20 protein-coding genes are annotated in these 22,085 nt (G+C 60.4%); 10 read left to right on the plus strand and 10 right to left on the minus strand.

The window, feature by feature from the left end; translation table 11 throughout:
* Positions 1-13: 13 nt before the first annotated feature.
* Genes PY649_RS05205 through PY649_RS05225 form a run of 5 tightly spaced genes read right to left on the minus strand, consistent with a single transcriptional unit; the run spans position 14 to position 5,952 of the window.
* Positions 14-1,792 carry an amino acid ABC transporter permease/ATP-binding protein gene (locus tag PY649_RS05205; protein WP_285867124.1) on the minus strand — a complete coding sequence of 593 codons (1,779 nt, stop codon included), beginning with the start codon at positions 1,790-1,792 and terminating at the stop codon, positions 14-16.
* A gap of 38 nt (positions 1,793-1,830) precedes the next feature.
* On the minus strand, positions 1,831-2,355 hold the full coding sequence (locus PY649_RS05210; RefSeq protein WP_285867125.1) for a GNAT family N-acetyltransferase: 525 nt from the start codon (positions 2,353-2,355) through the stop codon (positions 1,831-1,833).
* 25 nt (positions 2,356-2,380) lie between these two features.
* Complete coding sequence (locus PY649_RS05215; protein WP_285867198.1) at positions 2,381-3,568, minus strand: M20 aminoacylase family protein; 1,188 nt, start codon at positions 3,566-3,568, stop codon at positions 2,381-2,383.
* 18 nt (positions 3,569-3,586) lie between these two features.
* Positions 3,587-4,936 (minus strand): LLM class flavin-dependent oxidoreductase, encoded by a 1,350-nt coding sequence (locus tag PY649_RS05220; RefSeq protein WP_285867126.1) that lies wholly within the window; start codon positions 4,934-4,936, stop codon positions 3,587-3,589.
* 23 nt (positions 4,937-4,959) lie between these two features.
* Entirely contained in the window at positions 4,960-5,952 is a 993-nt protein-coding gene (locus PY649_RS05225; RefSeq protein WP_285867127.1) for an MsnO8 family LLM class oxidoreductase, read from the minus strand.
* A gap of 268 nt (positions 5,953-6,220) precedes the next feature.
* On the opposite strand from PY649_RS05225, the gene PY649_RS05230 reads away from it, so the two are divergent.
* The 6 genes from PY649_RS05230 (at position 6,221) to PY649_RS05255 (ending at position 11,843) form a co-directional block, all read left to right on the plus strand.
* Positions 6,221-6,859 (plus strand): TetR/AcrR family transcriptional regulator, encoded by a 639-nt coding sequence (locus PY649_RS05230; protein WP_285867128.1) that lies wholly within the window; start codon positions 6,221-6,223, stop codon positions 6,857-6,859.
* 224 nt (positions 6,860-7,083) lie between these two features.
* Entirely contained in the window at positions 7,084-7,923 is an 840-nt protein-coding gene (locus tag PY649_RS05235) for a metallophosphoesterase family protein (RefSeq protein WP_285867129.1), read from the plus strand.
* 21 nt (positions 7,924-7,944) lie between these two features.
* Positions 7,945-9,243: an ABC transporter substrate-binding protein gene (locus PY649_RS05240; RefSeq protein WP_285867130.1), complete on the plus strand. Its 1,299-nt coding sequence runs from the start codon at positions 7,945-7,947 to the stop codon at positions 9,241-9,243.
* A 59-nt stretch (positions 9,244-9,302) separates the two neighbouring features.
* A complete protein-coding gene (locus PY649_RS05245) occupies positions 9,303-10,250 on the plus strand; it encodes a carbohydrate ABC transporter permease (RefSeq protein ID WP_285867132.1) in 948 nt (315 codons plus the stop codon).
* On the plus strand, positions 10,240-11,094 hold the full coding sequence (locus PY649_RS05250; RefSeq protein WP_285867133.1) for a carbohydrate ABC transporter permease: 855 nt from the start codon (positions 10,240-10,242) through the stop codon (positions 11,092-11,094). The genes PY649_RS05245 and PY649_RS05250 overlap by 11 nt, the downstream gene beginning before the upstream one ends.
* Entirely contained in the window at positions 11,094-11,843 is a 750-nt protein-coding gene (locus PY649_RS05255; RefSeq protein ID WP_285867134.1) for a tyrosine-protein phosphatase, read from the plus strand. Before PY649_RS05250 ends, PY649_RS05255 begins: the two co-directional genes overlap by 1 nt.
* 363 nt (positions 11,844-12,206) lie before the next feature.
* Here PY649_RS05255 and PY649_RS05260 read toward each other — a convergent pair whose 3' ends face one another.
* The gene (locus tag PY649_RS05260; RefSeq protein WP_285867135.1) at positions 12,207-12,353 is read right to left on the minus strand and encodes a DUF1127 domain-containing protein; all 147 of its coding nucleotides are present in this window, start codon (positions 12,351-12,353) and stop codon (positions 12,207-12,209) included.
* Positions 12,354-12,780: 427 nt separating this feature from the next.
* Here PY649_RS05260 and PY649_RS05265 point away from each other — a divergent pair, with 427 nt between their 5' ends.
* Entirely contained in the window at positions 12,781-13,110 is a 330-nt protein-coding gene (locus tag PY649_RS05265; RefSeq protein ID WP_285867136.1) for a DUF6665 family protein, read from the plus strand.
* Between the two features lie 48 nt (positions 13,111-13,158).
* On the opposite strand, the gene yghU is transcribed toward PY649_RS05265, so the two are convergent.
* The 3 genes from yghU to PY649_RS05280 all read right to left on the minus strand — a co-directional run bounded on the left by yghU (position 13,159) and on the right by PY649_RS05280 (position 17,243).
* Positions 13,159-14,034: a glutathione-dependent disulfide-bond oxidoreductase gene (yghU, locus tag PY649_RS05270; protein ID WP_285867137.1), complete on the minus strand. Its 876-nt coding sequence runs from the start codon at positions 14,032-14,034 to the stop codon at positions 13,159-13,161.
* A 240-nt stretch (positions 14,035-14,274) separates the two neighbouring features.
* Positions 14,275-14,838: a siderophore-iron reductase FhuF gene (gene fhuF / locus PY649_RS05275; RefSeq protein WP_285867138.1), complete on the minus strand. Its 564-nt coding sequence runs from the start codon at positions 14,836-14,838 to the stop codon at positions 14,275-14,277.
* Positions 14,839-15,083: 245 nt separating this feature from the next.
* On the minus strand, positions 15,084-17,243 hold the full coding sequence (locus tag PY649_RS05280; protein ID WP_432761320.1) for a TonB-dependent siderophore receptor: 2,160 nt from the start codon (positions 17,241-17,243) through the stop codon (positions 15,084-15,086).
* A 363-nt stretch (positions 17,244-17,606) separates the two neighbouring features.
* Here PY649_RS05280 and PY649_RS05285 point away from each other — a divergent pair, with 363 nt between their 5' ends.
* Genes PY649_RS05285 through fhuB form a run of 3 tightly spaced genes read left to right on the plus strand, consistent with a single transcriptional unit; the run spans position 17,607 to position 21,218 of the window.
* Positions 17,607-18,356: an ABC transporter ATP-binding protein gene (locus PY649_RS05285; RefSeq protein WP_432761328.1), complete on the plus strand. Its 750-nt coding sequence runs from the start codon at positions 17,607-17,609 to the stop codon at positions 18,354-18,356.
* Positions 18,346-19,251 (plus strand): iron-siderophore ABC transporter substrate-binding protein, encoded by a 906-nt coding sequence (locus PY649_RS05290; RefSeq protein ID WP_285867139.1) that lies wholly within the window; start codon positions 18,346-18,348, stop codon positions 19,249-19,251. The genes PY649_RS05285 and PY649_RS05290 overlap by 11 nt, the downstream gene beginning before the upstream one ends.
* Positions 19,248-21,218 (plus strand): Fe(3+)-hydroxamate ABC transporter permease FhuB, encoded by a 1,971-nt coding sequence (gene fhuB, locus PY649_RS05295; protein WP_285867140.1) that lies wholly within the window; start codon positions 19,248-19,250, stop codon positions 21,216-21,218. The genes PY649_RS05290 and fhuB overlap by 4 nt, the downstream gene beginning before the upstream one ends.
* An 85-nt stretch (positions 21,219-21,303) precedes the next feature.
* Here the strand turns inward: fhuB and PY649_RS05300 are convergent, their stop codons facing one another.
* Positions 21,304-22,056, minus strand: coding sequence for an SDR family oxidoreductase (locus PY649_RS05300; protein ID WP_285867141.1), 753 nt, complete (start codon positions 22,054-22,056; stop codon positions 21,304-21,306).
* Between the last annotated feature and the right edge of the window lie 29 nt (positions 22,057-22,085).

The following is a 22,085-nucleotide window of genomic DNA, read 5'->3' on the forward strand; positions in this document are numbered from 1 at the left end:
GGCCGGGTTTTCGCTAGAGAACTTTTGCGAGGAACTCGCGGGTGCGCGGGTGTTCCGCTTCGTTGAAAATGCGGGCCGGCGGCCCGGCCTCGAGAATGTGACCGCTTTCCATGAAGACCACCGTATCGGCGACTTCGCGGGCAAAGCCGATCTCGTGGGTGACGATCACGAGCGTCGTGCCGGTGCGCGCGAGTTCCTTGATGACGTCGAGCACCTCGCCAACCAGTTCCGGGTCGAGCGCCGAGGTTGGTTCGTCGAAAAGCAGGACCTTGGGGCGGAGCGCCAGCGCGCGGGCGATCGCAACGCGCTGCTGCTGGCCGCCGGAGAGCTGGCGCGGATAGGCGTTGATCTTGTCGCTGAGGCCGACGCGGGCAAGCAGCTCCTGCGCCAGTTGCACAGCGTCCTCGCGGCTGGTGCCCCGCACCTGGATCGGCGCCTCGATGAGGTTTTCAAGCACGGTCAGATGCGGAAAGAGATTGAAGTTCTGGAACACCATGCCGATATCGGCGCGGCTCTTCAGAATATCCTTCTCCTTGAGTTCGTAGAGCGTGTCGCCTTTCTGACTGTAGCCGATCAGATTGCCGTCTATCGAGATGAAGCCGCCATCGACGCGCTCCAGATGGTTGATGGCGCGCAAGAGCGTCGACTTGCCGGAACCGGACGGGCCGAGGATGGCGGTCACGCTGCCGGGCGGAAGGCTGAGTTCGATATTGTCGAGCACCTTCAGCGCACCGAAACTTTTCGAAATGCTGTGGATGCGTACGGCGCCACCGGCCGACCTGAAGCTTGCCACGTCGCTGAAGCCCGATCTGAGCGCCGTATCCGTCGTCCTATCAAAAACGGGCAGCGGACGACGGAACCGCTCGAAGAAGGCCTGGAACGGAAGCGGCGTCGGGTTGCGCACGGCTCCCTTGGAGAAATAACGCTCGATATAGTGCTGCGCGATCGATAGCACGGTCATGATGACCAGATACCAGACGGTAGCGACCATCAGCAGCGGGATGACTTCGAGGTTACGGCGATAGATCACCTGGACCGTATAGAAGAGTTCCGGCAGGGCGAGCACATAGACCATGGAGGTGCTCTTCGCCAATCCGATGATCTCATTGAAGCCGGTCGGCAGGATGGAGCGCATGGCCTGCGGCAGGATGATGCGGAAGGCCTGCCGGCGACGCGACAGGCCGAGAGCGGAGGCCGCTTCAAGTTGCCCCTGGTCGACGGAAAGGATGCCGCCGCGGACGATCTCCGCGAAGAAGGCCGATTGATTGAGCGTCAGCCCCAAAAAGGCAGCAGCAAAAGGCGTCAACAGCTGCACCGTCGGATAGTCGACGAGGACGGTATTGGTGAAGGGAACGCCGATTTTGATCGTCTCGTAGAGATATCCGAGATTGTTCAGCACCAGCAGCAGCACGATCATCGGGATCGAGCGCAGCAGCCAGATATAGCCCCAGGAAAGGCCGGAGAGCAGCGGCGACTTGGAAACGCGGGCAAGCGCAAGCGCCGTACCTAGGATCGAGCCGGAAACGGCGGCAAGTGCCGTCAGAAGCAGAGTCCTGCCGAGACCGACGAGAACCGGCTCGGCGAAAAACCATTGCCCGAAGACGCCCCAACCCCAGCGCGGATTGCTGAAGGTGGAATAGAGCACGGCGGCGATGATAAGCGCTGCGAAGACGGTGCCCGCCAATCGGCCGGGATGGCGGGCCGGCACGATGCGATAGCGGGAATAATCCTGCTTTTGCTCGGCGACCCTGCTGCCGGGATCAATGCTTGCGAAATCTGTCGTCAGTGCCATGATGCTTCCCTTTTATGGATTATCGGTCGCGCGCCGTCTCACCTGTTACCACCGGTGACGCACAGCTCCGGTTCGGCCAGATGACTGACATCCTTCTCGAAGGGCAGCGTCTTATGGATTTCCGGATCGACGGTTTGATCGAACAGGGCGGTGTAGCCATAGTTGAGATAGAGGCCGACCGCTTCCGGCTGGCGGAAGCCCGTCGTCAGGTAGATGCGGGAGTAACCCTGGCGGGCCGCCTGCGCTTCCAGCTCGATCAGGACCTTGCGCGCCAGCCCTTGTCGCCGCAGGTTATTGCGGGTCCAGATGCGCTTGAATTCGGCAGTGCGCTCGTCGTAGCGCTTGAAGGCGCCGCCGCCGATGGTTTCTCCATTGCGAATCAAGAGCACGAAATTGCCGTGTGGCGGCGCGAAGGCCTCAGGCGGATAGCGATTGAGCTCAGCCGCCGCACCTTCTGCGTTGAAATAGGTGCCGTAGCGGCTGTCATATTCATGGATCAACTCATCGATCAGCGGTTTTGCGCGTGGGTCGAGAGGGGTCGTGTAGAGAAAGCTGTCACTCATCTCATCAGCCGTCCTGTTGTCGTCACTATGAAAGGAAGGTCTCGACCAGCCGCACCCAGTAGCGGGCCGCGGGGGCAATGATCGCGTCATCGAAATCGTAATGCGCGCTATGAAGAGGGGCGCTGTCGCCATTGCCGACGAAGAGATAGCTGCCCTTCCGAGCCTGCAGCATGAAGGCAAAATCCTCGCTAGCCGTGCGCGGCCGGAAATTCCGCACGATCCGCCCTTCGCCGAAGGTCTCCAGAGCCACCTTGTGGGCGAAAGCCGTCTCTTCGCGATGGTTGATGAGCGCCGGAAAGCCGAGACGGTAGTTCACATCGGCCTCAGCGCCGAAACTTTCTGCCTGGGCGCGGGCAAGTGCGGGAATACGCTCCTGCAATTGCTGACGGACCGCCTCGCTGAAGGCGCGCATGGTCAGCTTCAGCTCCACGCTTTCCGGGATCACGTTCGAGGCTGAGCCGCCATGAATCGAACCGACGGTGACGACGGCCATGTCCTGAGGATCGACGTTGCGCGCGACGACACTCTGCAGCGCCGTGATGAAGGCGGCGGATGCCAATACCGGATCGACCGCCTTGTGGGGCTCAGCCCCATGACCGCCCTTGCCTACGATGCGGATCACGGCCTGATCGACCGACGCCATCGCGGCATCGGCGACGAAACCGAACTGACCTGACGGTACGCCCGGCCAATTGTGCAGACCAAAGACGGCGTCGACCGGAAATCGCTCGAAAAGCCCGTCGGAAATCATCTTGCGCGCGCCGGCGCCGATCTCTTCGGCCGGCTGGAAGATCAGCGTCAGCAGCCCGGAAAAGTGGCGGGTCTCGGCAAGATAGCGCGCCGCGGCGAGCAGGATCGACATGTGCCCGTCATGGCCGCAGGCATGCATGACGCCGGGATTGTCGCTGGCATAGGGAAGATCCGTCGCCTCCTCAATCGGCAGTGCATCCATATCGGCCCGAATGCCGAGGCGCCTGCCGCCGTCGCCGCCCCGAAGGGTAGCGACGACGCCGGTGCCCCCAACACCGGTCGTCACCTCATAGCCCCAGGAAGAGAGCAGCGAGGCGACGATCTTGCTGGTTCGCCGCTCCTGGAAAGCAAGCTCCGGATAGCGATGAAGATCGTGACGGAGGGCAATGATCTCGTCGAGAAAGGAGATTATCCCCTTTTCGATATCGTCAGCCGGTCGATGATGCTGGGTGATGACGTTCATGGCAGCGTCGATCATGCCTCAGGCACGGATCGCCCTTCCTTGTTCGGCTTCGTCCTTCGCCTGCGCATAGCGGCTGTCGCGGTAGGGCAGGCCCAGATGATCACGCAGCGTCGAGCCCTTCAGCGCGGGGTCGAAATAGCCGCGTTCGGTCAGGATCGGCAGGACGTATCTGGCGAAGTCATCGAAGCCTTCGGCAATCACCGGGAAGCCGAGGATGAAGCCATCGGCAGCACCCTGATCCACCCAGCGGATGATCTCGTCGGCGATATGTTCCGCGGTTCCGATGAAGGCGGTGCGGGGTGTTGCGGAATCGAGCGCGATTTCGCGTAGCGTCAGCCCCTTCTCGCGCGCCGTCTTCTTGATACGGTCTGTGGTGGCTCGGAAATTGTTGCGCCCGATATCGCCGAGATCGGGGAAAGGCTCGTCCAGAGGATAGACGCTGAAATCATGATGATCGAAGAAGCGGCCGAGATAGAGCAGCGCTTCTTCGATGGTGACGAGATTGCGGATTGTCTGATATTTCGCCTCCGCCTCCTCCTTCGTCGCCCCGACAATCGGGCCGATACCCGGGTAAATGCCGACTTCCGCGGCCGATCGCCCATGCGCGATCGCGCTGTCCTTGAGCTGGCGATAAAAGGCCTGCGCCTCCTCGATCGGCCCGCCATTGGTGAAGACGGCATCGGCATGCTTGCCGGCAAGCCGGATACCCGAGTCCGAGGCGCCTGCCTGGAAGACGACCGGCTGCCCTTGCTTCGAACGGCCTATATTCAGCGGCCCTTCCACTCGGAAGAAGCGACCCTTGTGGTTTAGCCGCCGCAGCTTTGACTTGTCGACGAAAACGCCGGTTTCGCGATTGCGGATGAAAGCGTCGTCGTCCCAGGAATCCCACAGGCCTTTGATGACGTCGAGATATTCGTCGGCGATCTCGTAGCGCAGCTCATGTTCGGGATGTTCGCGACTGTAGTTGCGGCCCGACCCTTCGAGCGGCGAAGTCACCGCATTCCACCCCGCCCTGCCGCCGCTGATCAGATCAATCGAGCCGAATTGCCGGGCGATGGTGAAGGGATCGCTATAGGAGGTCGAAACCGTGCCGACGAGGCCGATTTTCGAGGTCGAGGCGGCAAGCGCCGACAGGATCGAGATCGGCTCGAAACGGTTGAGGAAATGCGGGATCGACTGTTCGTTGATGTAGAGACCGTCGGCGACGAAGGCGAAGGCGATGCCGGCTTCCTCCGCCTTGCGCGCCGTATCGATAAAGAAGCCGAAATTGACGCTGGCATCGGCCGGACCGCTCGGATGCTTCCAGGCATTCATATGGCCGCCGGGACCCTGCAGCATGATGCCGAACGTGATGTGTTTCTGAGCCATGGGAGCAATCCTCTTCAGTAATATCAAGCGACGAGGGAGAGCCGCTCCTTGGCGAGCAGCTCGACGGAGGAAAGACGCTCGGCAGCCGTCAGCGCCGGTGTGTCCAGAATGAATTCCTTGACGCCGTAGCGGCGATGCAGTTCGTCCAGCTCATTGCGGATCTGCGCCGCCGTACCGTGCAGCACGCTCGGCACCCTCTCTTCGGTCCGGTAGTCGCTGACGCCGGCTTGCCGGGCGAATTCGGCCGCCTGTTCCTCGCTGCCGACATTGATCGTCTGACCGTTGGGAAGGAAAATCTTGACGATGCGCAGATCGCCGACACGTGCGCGCGCCTGCTCCTCGCTCTCGGCGGCAAAGGCCGCCAGCGCCAGGATCGGGCTCTTGCCGCCACTTGCCGTCTCATAGGCCTCAAACGTCTTGCGGAGGTTTTCGGGATCGCCGTTCAGATGGCCGGCAAAGACCAGCTCCCAGCCCTTCTCGGCTGCCAGCTTGGCGCTGTCGACGGAGGCGCCGAGCAGGAACCGCTCCGGCGCGATCGAAGGAAGCGGCGTTGCGACGGCGGTATCCGCCGAGGATTCGCCTGAAAGATAAGCATTGATGTCGGCCAACTGGTCGGCAAAGCTCGGCTTGCGCTCCGGATCGACCGCCGCCTGCAGCGCCCGCGTCGATAGCGGAAAGCCGCCAGGCGCCTTGCCGACGCCGAGATCGACTCGGCTGGGTGCCAGCGACGAGAGCAGATTGAAGGTTTCCGCCACCTTGTAAGCGCTGTAGTGCTGCAGCATCACGCCGCCGGAGCCGATGCGGATCTTCGATGTCTTGGCGAGCAGATAGCCGATCAGCGCCTCCGGCGCCGAACTCGCCAAATTCTCCATATTGTGGTGCTCGGCCACCCAGAAGCGATGATAGCCAAGCTCCTCGGCTCGAACCGCCAGTCTGACGGTCGCCCGCAACGCATCCGTGGCATTATTCCCAGCGTCGATGGGGCTCTTGTCGAGAAGACTCAGAAGATAGGACATATGGATCATCCGATAATCGTGCCGGCACCGCGGCGTCGCTTCGATAATCTATAAAATACGTAGATTAAATGTATTATAAGAAACGGCTTTCTCTTCCCGCGGCAAAGTGGGGAAATAAGTTGCGATCATGTACGCAAGCCTGGAGCGAGCGACCCCAAAGTCACTTTGGCGGCTAAGCGGTGGCCTTTTGGCTTTCAACCGCAGCCGTCATCGCTACGACATCCATTCCGTGCTAACCAAAGCCGGCTGACGAAAGCTGGTATTGGTAATGCATGGTCGGACAAATCCCACCGCGTTCAGGCTGATGGATGCCTGTGAACATCTTCTCTGCGATGTGGCAACGCTCGAGGAATTGACGGCGCGGCGCATCGCCATGGCCGCGCACGCTACGCCGTCGGCAATCAGCTATCATTTCGGCTCGCAGGAAGCGTTGATCATCGCCGTCGCCGAGCGCGTGTACCGGCGCCTGAATGCCGAGCGTTTGAGCCTTCTGCACAAGGCGATCGCGCGCAAAGCGCCCGGCCCGGCTGATCTTGATGAGGTCATCGCCGCGCATGTCGGTCCCTCCATCCGCTGGAGTCTCGATCCGACATCCAGCTATCCGGTGCTTTCACATGTCACGTCGCTTGCCCAGCGCCATCGCGACGTCGACCACTATCGGCGGATCATCGATAATGTCGAACACCATAGGGCGTTCATCCCGCCCCTGAAGCGCATCGCTCCCTGGCTGGACGACGTCGATGTCGGCTGGCGGCTGAATTGTGCGCTGGGAATCCGCTCGCAGGTCACCCGCAGCCGCTCCCGCACCGAAATCCTGACCAATCACGCCATCGATCTCGACAATGCCGATATCGTAATCGCCCGCATGGTCGAGGTCATTTCGCCGATGTTCCGCCGCCAGAGCTAGCGCGCTCCTGCGCTGGACCACTCTCGAACAGCGTTCGAAATTCGTCACGTCAACGATAACGAGCTCCACTATCGGTCATGTTCATAGTCTGAACGCCGGTGATGGCACGTCGGCCCCAAGGGTGTCCGAACAACCCTGACCCCCTTTTGTGAGCCGAAGATATCAGCCGTTTTCCGCGGCTCGCCGCTTCAGTTCCCGACCCTATTTTTGATTGGAGGCCCGCTGTGTCACGCGAAACGACCTTTATCCACCTGACCGACTTGCACGTCGGCACGCCCGATGACGATCATCTCTACAGCGACACGACGGAAACGCTGCGCCAGATATTGGCGCTTGTTGCGACGGTGACGCCGAAGCCGGAATTCGTTGTCGCGAGCGGCGACCTCACCAATCGCGGCGACGCCGAAAGCTTTCGCAGGCTGCAGGAGATCATGGCCGATATCGACGTTCCGGTGATCTACGCCCTCGGCAACCACGATACGCGCGCCGGCTTCTATGACGGCATGGAGATTGCGGCGGAGAGCCCCGATGCGCCTTATGACCATGATCGCGTGGTCGCAGGCATCCATATCGTCACAATCGATTCCAGCACGCCCGGCCTGATCGGCGGAACGATCGATCCCACTCAGTTCGAATGGCTCGAACGCACGCTCGACACCCATCCGGACCTGCCGAAGCTCATCGTCGTGCATCACCCGCCTGCCCTCGGCGAAGAGCCCGATCTTACCCACTGGCGGACGATCCACTTCCCGCAATCGCAACGTCTTGCCGAAGTCCTGAAGGGCCGCAACATCATCGGCATTCTGAGCGGTCACATCCATCACGACCGCGTGTCCGTGTGGCACGGCATCCCGGTCGTCGTCGGCATGGGCCATCATGCAGCAACCGATATTCTGCGCAAGGACGTGCTGCGCATGGTTCGTGGCGCTTCTTTCGGCATCGGTACGATCCGGCCCTCCGGCCTGACGATGGCCTTCGTGCCGCTGCCTTCCGACCGCGCCGAGCTCAACGTCTACCCTTTGAAAATGCTGATGGAACGGGCCGTTCCCGTCGCCGCAGAATAATCCGACCGGAGAGAATTTAAAATGTTGCGCAGAACCTATCTGAAGCTGATGTCGACGCTTGCAGTCGGCGCTCTGGTGCCGTTTTCGGCGGCCTTTGCAGACATGCCGGCGACCGTCGACGGGCCGGTGACGATCAGCTTCTACAACTACAATCTCGCATCCGCGAGCGCAGGTGCCGATGCCACCAAGGAGTTGCTGGCGGTCTTCAAGCAGAAATTCCCCAACATCACCGTTGAGACGATCGCCGTTCCCTCGAACGAGATCATGAGCCGGGTACAGGCTGATATCGTCGCCGGCCAGCAGCCGGATGTCGCCCAGCTCGTTTTCCGTGACCTGATCTATATCGCGAGCGATCTCGGCGCCAACGCGCTCGAGGACATGGTGAGCCCGCAGGAATTGAAAGATCACCTGTCTGGCATGATCCCGCAGGGCCTTGAACTCGGCAAGGTCGACGGCAAGACCTATGGGCTTGCCTACACGTTTTCGACGCCGATCCTTTATTACAATGCCGACCTCTTTCGGCAGGCCGGCCTCGATCCCGACACTCCGCCGAAGACCTGGGCCGATGTCAAGAAGGCCGGCGAAGCGATCAAGCAGAAGACGGGTAAGAACGGCTTCTTCCCGGGCGCCTACGGTCCCGCCGACGGCACCTTTGTCTATCAGGCGATCGTGATGTCGAACGGCGGCAAGGTGCGCCAAGGCAACACGTTGACCTTTGCCGACGGCGATGCCGCCGACGCCGTCAAGATGCTGCGCGACATGGTCGATAGCGGCGCGCATGCGCGCATCGATGTCGCGAGCCCCGCCGATACCATGGCAAGCGGCAATCTCGGCATGTTCCTCTATACCAGCGCGCTCTACGCCAGCCTTAAGAAATCGGCCGGCGGCAAGTTCGATCTGCGCGTTGCCGCCATGCCGTCCTTTGGCGACAAGCCGACGGCGCCGACGAATTCGGGCAGCGCCCTCTTCGTCTTCAGCAAGGATCCGGTCAAGCAGCGCGCCTCTTACGAGCTGCTGAAGTTCCTGACCAGCAAGGAAGCTTATACGATCATCACCAGCAAGATCGGCTATCTGCCGCTGCGTCTCGATATCGTCGACGATCCGAAATATCTCGGCGAATGGGTGAAGCAGAATCCAATGATCCGGCCCAATCTCGAACAGTTGAATCGCCTGACGCCTAATATCGCCTTCCCGGGCCCCAACTATCGCCAGGTCGAAAACATGATGATGGACGCGGTTCGCCAGGCCGTCTTCGGCAGCGGCGATCCGGTCGCGACCCTGAAGACGGCGGAACAGGCCGCACAAGACCTCATGCCATAACGAGAACGATACCGGCCGAAGCCCGAAGTTTCGGCCGGTGTCGTTTCGGGACGATTTTCATGACCGATATCCAGGCTGATCTGACGCAATCCATGAGCATCGCGATCCGCCCGGCGCCCAACCGACAGCGCGGCGCCGGCATAGCACCGTGGCTCTATCTCGCGCCGGCGCTGATCCTGCTTTTTGTGTGGACCTACATTCCACTGGTGGAAGCCTTCAAGCTCTCCTTCTACCAGTGGAACATGCTGCCGACCGCACCGCAACGCTTCGTGGGCCTCGACAATTACCGGCGGATCTTCGCGTTGTCCGAGATGCGCACAGCGCTTTGGAACACGCTTTTCTACATCATCGGCCTGTTTCCGATGTCGGTGATTATCCCGCTTTTCGTCGCCATCCTGACGCAGGACCTGCAGGGCCGTCTGCGCATGCTCTATCGCACCCTGATCTTTGTACCGATGATCGTGCCTCCGGTCGTTGCGGCGATCCTGTGGCGCTGGCTTTTGAGCGACGATCATGGGCTCGTGAACAACCTCCTCGCGCTCGCAGGGTTCGGAACCGTCGGCTTCCTGACCGACCCCTATTATGCCCTGGCGACCCTCACCTGGATCACGGGCTGGAAGCTCATCGGTTTTTCGACGCTGCTCTTTTCTTCCGCCAATGCCGGTATCGATCGGTCTTATGTCGAGGCGGCGCGCATCGATGGCGCCAGCCGTTGGCAGATCGTCCGCGATATCCGTCTGCCGCTGCTGTCGCCAACGATCATGCTCCTATCGATGATGACAATCTTGTTTGGCGCGCAGTGGAGCTTCGCCTATATCAGCGTGCTGACCAATGGCGGCCCGCTGAAATCGACGACGAATATCTTCTACGTGCTTTGGGAGTACGGCTTCGAAACGCTCTCGGCCGGTTGGAGCGCGGCTGCAGGCATGATCACTTTTGCGAGCTTTGCGGTCATCGCCTTCGCCTGCCTGCGCCTGATGAAGAGGTATGCCGTCTATGACAATTGACCTCTTGTCACAAAGTCAGGCAACCGGCGGCCGTCGCCTGACGCTTCGGATGACCTGCCTCCATGCGCTGATGATCCTTCTGTCTTTCGTCGCGGTATTTCCGATCTACTGGATGATCATCAGCTCGCTGAAGGCAGACAACGACATCTTCTCGACCGCGCTTTGGCCGGCAGATCCGTCGCTTGAGAACTATGCCTATGTATTCGCCAAGATGCCGATCCTGCGCATCATCGCCAATACGACCATCGTTTCGGTAACGACGGCTGCCCTGCAGGTTCTCACCGGCCTTCTTGCCGCCTATGCGCTGGTCCGCTGGCGCATGCGTCTTGCTGGGTTCGTCAACGGGTTGATCGCACTTTCGTGGCTGGTGCCGTTTCAGGTCACGATGATCCCGAACTATGTCTTCGCTTCCCAGCTCGGTCTGCTCGACAGCCTCGGCGGCTTGATCATCCCGAATGCAGTCGCCGCCTTCGCCGTTCTTCTGCTTTACCATTCCATGCGGTCGTTTCCGACCGAAGTGCTGGAGGCGGGGCGCATGGACGGAGCGGGGCACTGGCGCATCCTGTGGGAGATCGTCGTGCCCAACATGCGAGCGCCGATCGCCTCGCTCGCCATCCTCGCCTTCATCTCCGCCTGGAACGAATATTTCTGGCCGCTGCTGCTGTCGCGCAAGATCGAAAACTCGGTTGTGCAGATCGGCCTGCAGATGTTCATGACGCAGGAAGGCAATCTCTGGGGGCCGTTGATGGCGGCGGCAACACTCGCCAGCCTGCCGATCCTCCTCATCTATCTCGTCCTGCAGAGGCAGGTGATCGAATCCTTCATGAAGTCGGGAATCCGCTGATGTCGAAAGCCTATGAACGTCTTCTGGTGCTCGAGGGTGCGCACAACGTCCGAGATCTCGGCGGTTATGCGACGATGACCGGCGCCAGCACACGTTGGCGCGCGCTTCTCAGAAGCGATGGGCTGCATTTGCTCAGCGCTGCCGATATCGAGAGCCTTCTAAGGGCGGGCCTTTCCACCGTGATCGATCTGCGCAGCGCTGAAGAAATCGCGCTGGAAATCAATCCGTTTGGTGTGGACGGGCGCGTGCAATATCACAATCTCCCGCTCTTTTCCGCTCTTGCGCCTATCCTGACGACCGCGAAGACCGGCAAGAGCCCTTTCGATATGGCCGCACGCTATCGCGACGCCATCGAAAACTGCCAGCCGGCCATCGCCGGTGTTCTGTGTGCGATTGCGACGGCGCCGGAGGGGATTGTGCTCTTCCATTGCAGCGCCGGCAAGGATCGCACCGGCATAATCGCGGCCATCCTGCTTGCAATCGCAGGTGTCGATGACAATACCATTACCGAGGACTATGCCCTTACTGGCGCAATCGCCGGACGGTTGATCGAACGCCTGCGGGAGAAGTCCTTGCGGGGCGGCGCCGACCCCGCATTCATCGAGCTCGTTCTTGCCAGCGAACCGCAGACCATGCGCTCTACACTCCAGCACATCACCCGGATCTATGGCAGCATGCCGGACTATGTCGTGCGGATCGGCCTGTCCAACGACGAGATCGAAAAGCTGCGCCAACGTATCCTCGGCTGAAATCGTACCGTTTTTGTCCGCCGCCCCCCGCTCTGCGAACCCGCCGGTTTCGGAATGTCTTGCTCTCGGATACCAGACAGTTCTATTTATCCCCTCATGAATGGAATTGTCTGATAACCGAGGTCAAATGAACGACAACGTCATCCAATTTCGAAGGCCAAAGCCGCCCAGGACACCGCGACCCGGGTTGCGCCAATTGCTTGTCGTCATTGTCGTGATTGCGGTTTTCGCAGCCGCCTGGGGATATTTTCAGATCTTTGGTTCGCCTGCGCCGTGACGCGTGGAAATCGATAAACAAAACGCCCGCTGTGTGAGAGCGGGCGTGCGAAACATCGCACCATCACGGTGCGAGAGAATTCAATATTACCGAGCGACAGATTCGCGAGCGATACGCTGGATATCCGAGCGTTCGATGCCGAGATCGTTTAGTCTGCGGTTCGACATGCGGCCGAGTTCCGATACGGTCCGACGATACTTGCGCCAGTTGTTGAAGGAATGCGCTACGTTCATGTTCATCCCCTTTCTTCGGGCTTGGGAGAGCGGCTGCCATCCGGACGCCGCCGTACTTTCGATGGTTAGAATATAAAGCGCGGCCTTCCCGGGTAACAGCGCCGATCCCTCAATACACTATTGCACAGAATGCATAACTAATTGCCGATCGCATATTTTTTAGGCGTAACCACTGAAGCGGCGCAGTCGGCCGACTCGAGGCCAGCCATCGCAGAATGACCCCGGAATTCGCAAGTCTGCGGGCACCATTGGGGTTTCGGCAGCCTAGTCCCATCGGCCGCTCTTGATAAGCGAGATAGCCGATATGATACAATCGCATATCTATCGCAATGCAATGCTGGACATCCCTGTGCAACTTCGCCCGGAGGCTATCGATCTGCCGCAGATGATCGGCTAACATCATCGCCGAGCAAGGGGATCTCTATCCATGAGCGTTCGTCCACCGCAATCCTTGAGGCAGTTTCATTCGACCGACAGCGGGTTCAATGTTCTCGAATATGAACTCATGTCCGAGCGCGCCAATTCCCTCGGACGCCACGGGCTGAAGGTGGAGACCGCGCTTGCGGAACTGCGGGCATGGGATGCCGCACGCCACAACGACGCGGACCGCGAAAGCCTCGTGGACAAAGCTTCCGACGCCGTCTGGGCCTTCTTCATTCAGCGCGAAACCTGCGGCCTGCGAAACGGTTGCGATGTCATTCAACGCTACGCCATCCCCAACGAGGTGCTTGCAAGGGTCGGCGCGGTGCGTCGATGAAGCCGGGCGGCGCTTTTAGCCCAGCTTCGGCTGTAACGAGAAGTTTGCTCAGCTCGCGGCTGCGAGCTTGTCCTGCGTCTTGGTTTCGAAATCGCTGGCGTCATGGCGCTCATGCAACTGGCCTGAGAGCTCGCCGGATACCCGGTTGACCATCCGCCCACGCTTTACCGCCGGTCGTTCGAAGATCGCATCCGCCCAGCGCTGAACGTTCTTATAGTCCTGCACCTGAAGGAACTCACCCGCCCCATATTGCCAGCCCTTGGCCAAGCCGCCGTACCAGGGCCAAACGGCGATATCGGCGATCGTGTAGTCCTTGCCGCCTAGATATTCGCTTTCAGCGAGGCGACGATCGAGCACGTCGAGCTGGCGCTTGACCTCCATGGCAAAGCGGTCGATTGCATATTCGATCTTCTCCGGCGCATAAGCGTAGAAATGGCCGAACCCGCCGCCGAGATAAGGCGCGCTACCCATCTGCCAGAACAGCCAAGAAAAGCATTCGGCACGCGCGGCCGGGTCGGTCGGCAGGAAAGCGCCGAACTTTTCGGCGAGATAGGTCAGGATAGAACCGGACTCGAAGACCCGGATCGGCTTCGGGCCGCTGCGGTCCATTAGAGCCGGTATTTTGGAGTTCGGATTGACCGCAACGAAGCCGCTTCCGAACTGCTCGCCTTCGCCGATCTTGATCAACCAGGCGTCATATTCCGCGCCGCTATGGCCGAGAGCCAGCAGCTCTTCGAGCATGATCGTGACCTTCACGCCATTCGGCGTCGCCAGCGAATAGAGTTGGAGGGGATGGCGGCCGACCGGCAGCTCCTTGTCATGTGTCGGTCCCGCGATCGGGCGATTGATGCTTGCAAACTGGCCTCCGCTCGGCTTGTTCCAGGTCCAGATTTTCGGCGGCGTGTATTCGGAAGAACCGGTCATGCTCAAGCTCCTGATATTTGATAACGGACGTACAGTCGATTTGCTGCTATGCACCTAGCAGAGGCAACGACGCCTTGTCAGCGCCAAGAGCATCACTTCACGTAACATTGTTTGGGTGCCGACAGGGATCAGGGATGGCCTTCGAAAGACGAGGAAGCGACTATCGAAGCGTGATTTTCGCTCACGGCTTTTCGAAGACGAGGTATTACAAACCGTGTGGGCGGCGGCTTTGTTTCCGGCCTATCGTCGTCCTTGCGGCAGCGGGCAGCTCGCGCCGCATCCGCCGACATCCTGCAGGCAATAGCGCAAACAACAGACTTTGCGGCGTTTGAACGCGAGGCCGCTCTCGTCCTGCATGTTGCGAAGGGCGCCACACAAGGGGTTCTTCTCGCCGTCGGGAAACGTGGGGTCGGAAATCAGTGGCGCCCCTTCCTCAGCTAATGCGGGAGCGCTTTGACGGCCTGTTTCATCGATGATCCAATCGAGATAGCCAGCCGCATTCCCCCAAAGCAGTTTGGCGCTCAGATGCGCATGATGGGAAATCGCGTCTGTCAGGGGTTCTATGTGCTGCCGCAGGAGAGGCGCCATTGCGGTATGGATATCAAGCTCCCGCACCTGTCCGAGATTTGGTAGAAGAAATGACACCGGCGTCGCCGTTTCCCGGTCGAGACATACCGAGACCTCATCGAGCGAGACCGGCAGGTAACGTCGCAGCTCCAGCCATGCCAGCGCGGTGTTGATGGTCAATGTACTGAGGTAATAAAGAGTCCAGAGCGATACGATGGCGCGGCGATCGGCCGGCAAAAATCTCGCCCCGTATCGGTCGATGATGCTGTTGAAGCAATCTGCTTCGCAAAGCGCCGAACATGCGATGACATCGCAACCTGCCGGGGCGTCTAGCAAGAATTTCCCGCGGCAGAAGCCGTATTTCTCTCCACCGTGGCGAACCAACAGAGCTCCAAGATCGCGGTCGCCGTCCGCACCCGAGGGCGCGGGCGGTATCGGTTGCTTTGACGAGGCTTGGGTCTGAACCAACGACCTACCCAATCTCACCAGGAATATTTCAGCGTTCCAACGACCTTGCGTCGATCGCCGTAGTACTCGGTTCCGTAGTAGCTGCTCGCGACATACTTGCGGTCGAAGAGGTTTGTCGCATTGACCGCAAGCTTGACGTTCTTGGTCACGTTATAGCTGACCGCCGCATCGAACACGGCATATCCTCCGACAGAGACCGTGTTTGCGTCGTCACCATAGGTCTGCCCGATATAGCGGACGCCGCCGCCAAGGTTCAGATCGCCGCGCTGCCCTTCTCCAGGGATCGTGTAGTCGAGCCAGGCCGAGGCAAGATGTCTCGGAACGCGCTGCGGCCTGTTGCCGACATTTCCGCTCGTTCCGTCCTCGCGGATCTCGGCATCCCAATAGGAATAAGCCAGCGTCAGGTTGACATGATCGCTCAATGCCGCCTTGCCCTCCAGCTCGATGCCACGCACGCCCACCTTGCCGATCTGCTCCTGAATGAGCGGCGTCACGTAAGTCGGCACATTGGTCTGCGTCAGATCGAACAGGGCGGCGCTGAACAGCCCATCGAAATTGTCGGGCTGATACTTCAGGCCGACTTCGTACTGCTGGCCCTTCTGGGGCTTCAGCGAACCGCTCAACGCATAGCCATTGGCGGACGGCGTCACGAGAGGCTGGAAGCTTTCCGAATAATTTACATAGGCGGCGAGATTGGAATTGATCTTGTAGGTGAGCCCAGCGCGTTTGGTGAACGCGGATTCGGTGTTGTCGTCCCTGGTGCCCAGGTCGACATAATCTGCGGTCGTGTGGACATGGTCCCAACGGCCGCCAAGTGTGGCGATCCAACGATCGTCGAAGGTCAACTGCTCCTGCGCGTAGAACCCAACGGCCTGCTGCTTGACCCGCCAATTCACGTAGGGATTGAGATTGATGCAGGACAGACCGCAGTAGGCAGGATTGTAGATGTCGATCGGCCCGGCTGTGCCGTACTGGATATTTTCGCGAGTGTTGTCGTTGGCGTAGTCGATGCCGACAAGCGTCTTGCTGTCGAAGGCTTTCCACCCGGTATCGTATTGCAGCTGGTTGTCGATCACATAGCGGTTCGACAGGCCATCCACCGAGAAGGCCTCGCGGTCAGCGGTCGGATCGAGGGAGGCTCCATAAACCTCGGCATAATCGAGGCTGAGATGTGTATAGCGGGCATTAGAGCGGAAGGTCAGACCATCGCTGATTTCATGCTCGAACTGATAGCCGATATCGCTTTGACGGGTGTCGAAGCGATTGAAATCGGGTTCGCCCAGGAAGGTATTGATGTCCAGATCGGCGCCGACCGGAAAGCCCCGCGCGCCGGTCCCGTCCCGCTTGTAGTAGTCGGTCAGAATGGTGAGCGACGTTCCTTCGTCGGGCTTGATGGTCAGAGCCGGCGCGACATAGAGACGATCATCCTTGGAATAGTCCCAGCCTAGGTCTCCATCCTTGGAAAGCGCCGTCAACCGATAGCTCCAGACACCATCAGCATCGAGCGGCCCGCCAAAGTCGGTGCCGACCTCCTTGGTTCCATCGCCGAAGGATGTGTAGACCTCGCCCTGCTTTTCCTCCGGCGGACGCTTCGTGATCGCATTGATAAGACCACCCGGCGCGTTGAGACCGAAAAGCGTCGACGTCGATCCCTTCAGGACTTCCACGCGCTGCAAACCATAGGGCTCAAGGCGGCTTGCCGTGTACCAAGCGGGGATGCGGGCCGTGAGCCCGTCGCGGTAAGTGCCGAGCGCCGTCTGGTCGAAGCCGCGAATACGGAAATAGTCATAACGGTCGTCATTGCCGAACTCGTCCGTGAAGACGCCTGCGGTGTAGGCGACGGCCTGCTGCAGATTGTCGACATGACGCTCTTCGAGCTCCTTTTCCGTCACCACCGAGACGGCCGCCGGGATATCGATGATTGGAGTGTCCGTCTTGGTGCCGGTCATCGTGTCCGTGGCGACGATGGTGGCATCGGGACCGCTAGCACGGTCGGACTTGCCGACCACGACGATCTTCGGAAGTTCGGTCGCGGATTCCTGTGCCCAAGCCGTCGGCGCCAGCGCCAAAGAAACGGCTGTCAAAGCACTGCCAGCAACAAGATGCCCCGTCACACGACGCCCATCCACGCATTTTAAGGACGCGCGAAACCCTCCCTGCCGGTTGATCACCATGCAAAGCCACTCCTGTCTGTCATTTTCTGGTCACGTAGCGGAGTAGCGGTCCCCCGGCGATCCGCCTGCGTTGCGGGCAAAATATAAACATAACTGAAAGAGTCAACTTAAAAAATCCGACGTCCCGCGCTCGGCGCAAGAGCCAGCGCGACCGGTTTAAGCCAATGACAAACAGATGTTTTCGTGCTCACCATGGAAGGGACGGCGGCGATCGCGGCGGGGACGTCAGAGACAAAAATAATACTTGATAATTGCAGTCATCTTTAGTACCGACAGGCACCTTGCCGCGAGGGACGACACGTGGAACATCGCAGAGACACACCCGGCGCAACCGCCTCGACCGAGGCATTCGCAACGCATCGCATTCGGCTTTCGATAGACGGGAACGACATCCTTAGCGATGTCGATCTGTCGTTCCCAAAAGGTGAGTTCGTTGCCTTGGTCGGGCATAACGGTTCGGGAAAATCCAGCCTGCTGAAAATCCTCGGCCGGCAGATCCTGCCGACGGCAGGCTTGGCCTGCTATGCCGGCCGGGACATCAGCTCATTTCCCGAGCGCGCCTTTGCCCGCTCGGTCGCCTATCTGCCGCAGGATGTGAGCGCCAGCGCCGATATGACCGTGCGGGAGCTGGTGCGCTGCGGGCGCTATCCTTGGCATGGTCCCCTCGGGCGCTTTTCCAAGACGGATGAAGAAAAGGTGGAGCAAGCGCTTGTCTTGACGCATCTGGAACCTCTGGCGGACCGCATCGTTGCCACGCTGTCCGGCGGCGAACGACAGCGAGCATGGCTCGCCATGCTGGTCGCGCAGGATACCGAATGCCTGCTGCTGGACGAACCGACCGCGGCCCTCGACATTGCCCATCAGATCGAGGTCCTGTCTCTGGTGCGCAGGCTCTCCCATGAAAAGGGCCTGAGCGTGATCATCGTCCTTCACGACATCAACATGGCTGCTCGCTTCTGTGATCACATCTGCGCGTTGAAACGTGGTCGCGTCGTCGCCAACGGAAAACCGAATGAGATCCTGATGCGCGAGCGACTGCAGGAGATCTACGGCATCGATATGGATGTCATTGCCGCACCTAAAACTGGCTATCCGCTCGCCTATGCCTGCTAATCCGGTTCCCTTTTCCGCCCTGTCGCGTCGAGCGCTCCTGCGGGCAATGGCCGCTGCGGCGGTGGCCGGCAATGCCCCGGCTTTTGCGCAATCCGCACCACGAATCGTCAGCCTCGACTATGGTCTTGCATCGACGCTTCTGTCGCTCGGCATCGTTCCGTTGGCAGTGTCCGATCTGGCCGACTGGGATAAATGGGTGGTCGAGCCGGCAATGCCCAAGTCTGCCGTGAACCTTGGCAGCTCGTGGGAGGTCAATTTCGAACTCCTTGTTGCCCTCAAGCCGGATATCATCCTGACGACACCCTATCTCGACGAGCTCCTGCCGAAGCTGAAGCAGGTCGCGAAAGTCGTTCGGCTCGAGATCTACAAGCCCGGTATCGGCCCTATATTGCCGGCGGCTATCGCGGCGACAAGAAAACTCGGGGCTGCGATCGGCCGGGAAGCGGAGGCCGAAGGTTTTCTCGCGCGTGCGGATGCTTTCTTCACCGATCGTCACGCCCGTCTTAGCGCGAAATCTCCACCTCCCGTAGCGCTCGTCAACTTCATGGACGCGCGGCATGCCCGAATCTATGCGAGCCCGGGCCTCTATCACAACGTTCTGGAGCGCATCGGCGTGCGAAACGCCTGGACCGAGGAATCGAATTACTGGGGCTTCCAGACCATCGCCATCGAAGAGCTCTCCCGCGTCGCCGATCCCGATGCGCGCCTGATCGCCTTCGAGCCGATACCTGCTGATGTCCTGTCTAAAATCATGGAAAGCCCTCTTTGGCAAAGCCTGCCGTTTGCCCGGCCGGGGCGGCTCTCAATCCTTCCCCCTGCCTTGATGTTCGGCATGGTCAACGAGGCGATGCGGTTCGGCCGCTTGTTGACAGACCTTTTGGATCCCAAGGCATGAACAGGGTTTTTGGAAGGTTCGCATTCGGACCCGCAATCGTCGCGCTGGTGCTCCTTGGCGTCGGCGCCCTTCTCTCGTGGTTCCTCGTCGCCCATTCGCTCGAAGCGAAAAGCCAGGCTGGCTACGACGTGCCGAGAATGGTCCTTTTCTATTCGACGTTCCCTCGCCTCGCGACGGCACTGCTCGCAGGCGCGGCGCTTTCGCTGGCCGGCGCGCTCCTTCAGCAGGTTCTGCGCAATCCCCTCGCCGACCCGACCACACTCGGAATTTCCGCTGGCGCCAATCTGGCTCTGGTCGTCACGACCTTGTTCTTCCCAGGCTTGCTGGGACTGGGCCGGGACCTGGTCGCGCTCGGAGGAAGCGCGGTGGTCGCCGGCATCGTCATGAGCCTCGGGGCGCGGCGCGGCTTTTCACCCTTCTCGCTGGTATTGTCGGGTCTCGTCATCAGCCTGTGGTGCGGCGCCTTGGCGGCAATCATGACACTCCTGAACGAGCGTTATCTCGTCAGCCTCTTCATCTGGGGGGCGGGATCGCTTGCGCAGCAGAGCTGGGTCATCCCAGTGTCACTGCTGTGGAAAACGGCTGTTATCGCGATCATCTGCGCGCTCGTCATGCGGCCGCTTTCTCTTCTCGATCTTGGTGAAGGCACAGCATCGGCGCTCGGAGTCAGCCTTGTCCGGCTGCGTTTCATCGTCGTTGGCTGTGCGGTTGCGCTTGCAGCAATTGTGACCAGCGCCGTCGGGGTTATCGGCTTCATCGGTCTGGTTGCGCCGACGATTGCCCGGCTTTCCGGGGCACGGCGACCGCAGCAATTGTTGTTGTGGTCGCCTTTGATCGGCGCCGGACTGTTGCTGATTGCCGACGCCACCATCCAGCTCGTCGCGGGGAAATTGGGAGAATTCTTGCCCACCGGCGCGGTGACGGCGATTTTCGGCTCGCCGCTGCTTCTGCTGCTGCTTCCCCGGCTGAAGGTCCGGCACCGGGCGTTGCAGCTCAAAGAACGGGCGCGTTCATGGGCGCCTGCCGGAACGAACACGCTTGCCGTCGCACTCTGCCTGTTGCTCGCAGCGCTCGTCGTCGCTGTGTTTGTTGGACGCGGCATCGATGGAAGCTGGGGCTTCCCTCATGCGGCGCTCTTTGGTGAGATCATTCCGATGCGGCTGCCCAAGGTCTTTGCCGCGCTGTCGTCGGGCGCAATGCTCGCCGTTGCCGGCGTCATTCTGCAGAGGATCACCGGCAATGAGATGGCGAGCCCGGAGGTGCTGGGCATCAGCGCGGGCGCGACCTTCGGTGTTGCCATTGCCGTCTTCGTCTTCGTTCCGGGACTTGCCGGACAATTGACCTTCGCGGCCATTGGCGCGCTTGTTGTGCTCGCCGTGATTCTGCTCAGCTCGATGCGCACGGGACTGGCGCCGGAGCGTGTCCTGCTGGCTGGCATCTCCTTGAGCGCCATGGTCGATGCCATCGTCGGCGTCCTGAGTTCCACCGGCGATCCGCGCGCTGTCCTCCTTATGCGCTGGATGAGCGGTTCGACCTACAGCGTCGACGGCCGTTCTGCCGCAACCGTTACCATTGCGGCTGCAATTCTGACTACGGCGGCTTTCCTCGCCCGGCGCTGGCTGGATATCCTGCCACTCGGTCCATCGCCGGCGCTCGCCGTCGGCATTCCGGTTCGCAAGTCCCGCTTCCTCCTCTTCGGCCTTGCCGGCCTGATGAGCGCTGCGGCAACATTGAGCGTCGGCCCGCTGACGTTCATTGGCCTTATGGGACCTCACCTGGCACGGGAAACCGGGCTCGTCCGCGCGCTCCCACAAATGGCGGGAGCCGCCGCCATCGGCGGCGCGCTGATGGTCCTTGCGGACTTCATCGGCCGTACCATCGTCTGGCCATACCAAATCCCCGCCGGCCTCGTCTCGGCCCTCGTCGGTGCGCCTTTCCTTATGATGATGCTGCGAAGAAAAAGCTGAGCCCTTCGCCGGATGACAGCACATTCCGCTTGATTTATTGGCCGAAGCGGCAACTGCGTCACCGCGTCGGCCACCACAATCCCGGTTACAAACCTGCCTCGGCCATCCAAAGCTCTGCGTCCGCACCACCTGGAATACGCAGTGGGGCAGATGGGTCGGTGGCGGCTCGCCATACCGCCTCTGCCACGTCGGGTGCATAGGTCACGGGACCTGTGTCTTCCTGCACACTCTTTACGAATTGCTGGAGAAGCGGTGCATAGTCCGGGTCGTCCATGCCACGCAGATGTGGACGGGCGTTGGCGCCAAAGCTTGTTTCCGGCGAACGACCCGGCAAAACGATGTGGACGCGCACACCAAATGGCTCCATTTCCACCGCTAGCGACTCGGTGAAGGCGTTTACCGCCGCCTTGCTCGCGCGGTAGACCCCGATGACTGGCAATATCTTGACCGTCACCGTGGAAGTGACGTTGATGATGGCCCCGGCCCGGCGCCGGCGCATTTGCGGCGCGACAGCCTGAACCATCGCCAGTGTTCCGATCGTATTCGTCTGAAACAGCGCCTGGACCGTCTCTGGTGCTGTCAGTTCGACCGGAGATGGCGCGCCGAAGCCGGCATTGTTGACCAGAACGTCAATGCGACCTGCCGCCTCCACTGCCCGCGCGATGCTTGTCGAATCGGTGACGTCGAGCGCAAGCACGCGCAGGCGCTCGGAGGCCGGCAGCAAATCCTCGTTGGGTGTTCGCATCGTCGCGATCACGTCCCAGCCCCTTTCGAGGAACAATTTTGCGGTTTCCAGACCAAAGCCGGACGAGCAACCGGTGATCAATATCGTAGGCATAGACATCTCCATACAGGGTGAACGACACT

This window comes from Rhizobium mayense, from assembly GCF_030272705.1.
In the GTDB taxonomy this organism is placed as follows: domain Bacteria; phylum Pseudomonadota; class Alphaproteobacteria; order Rhizobiales; family Rhizobiaceae; genus Rhizobium; species Rhizobium mayense.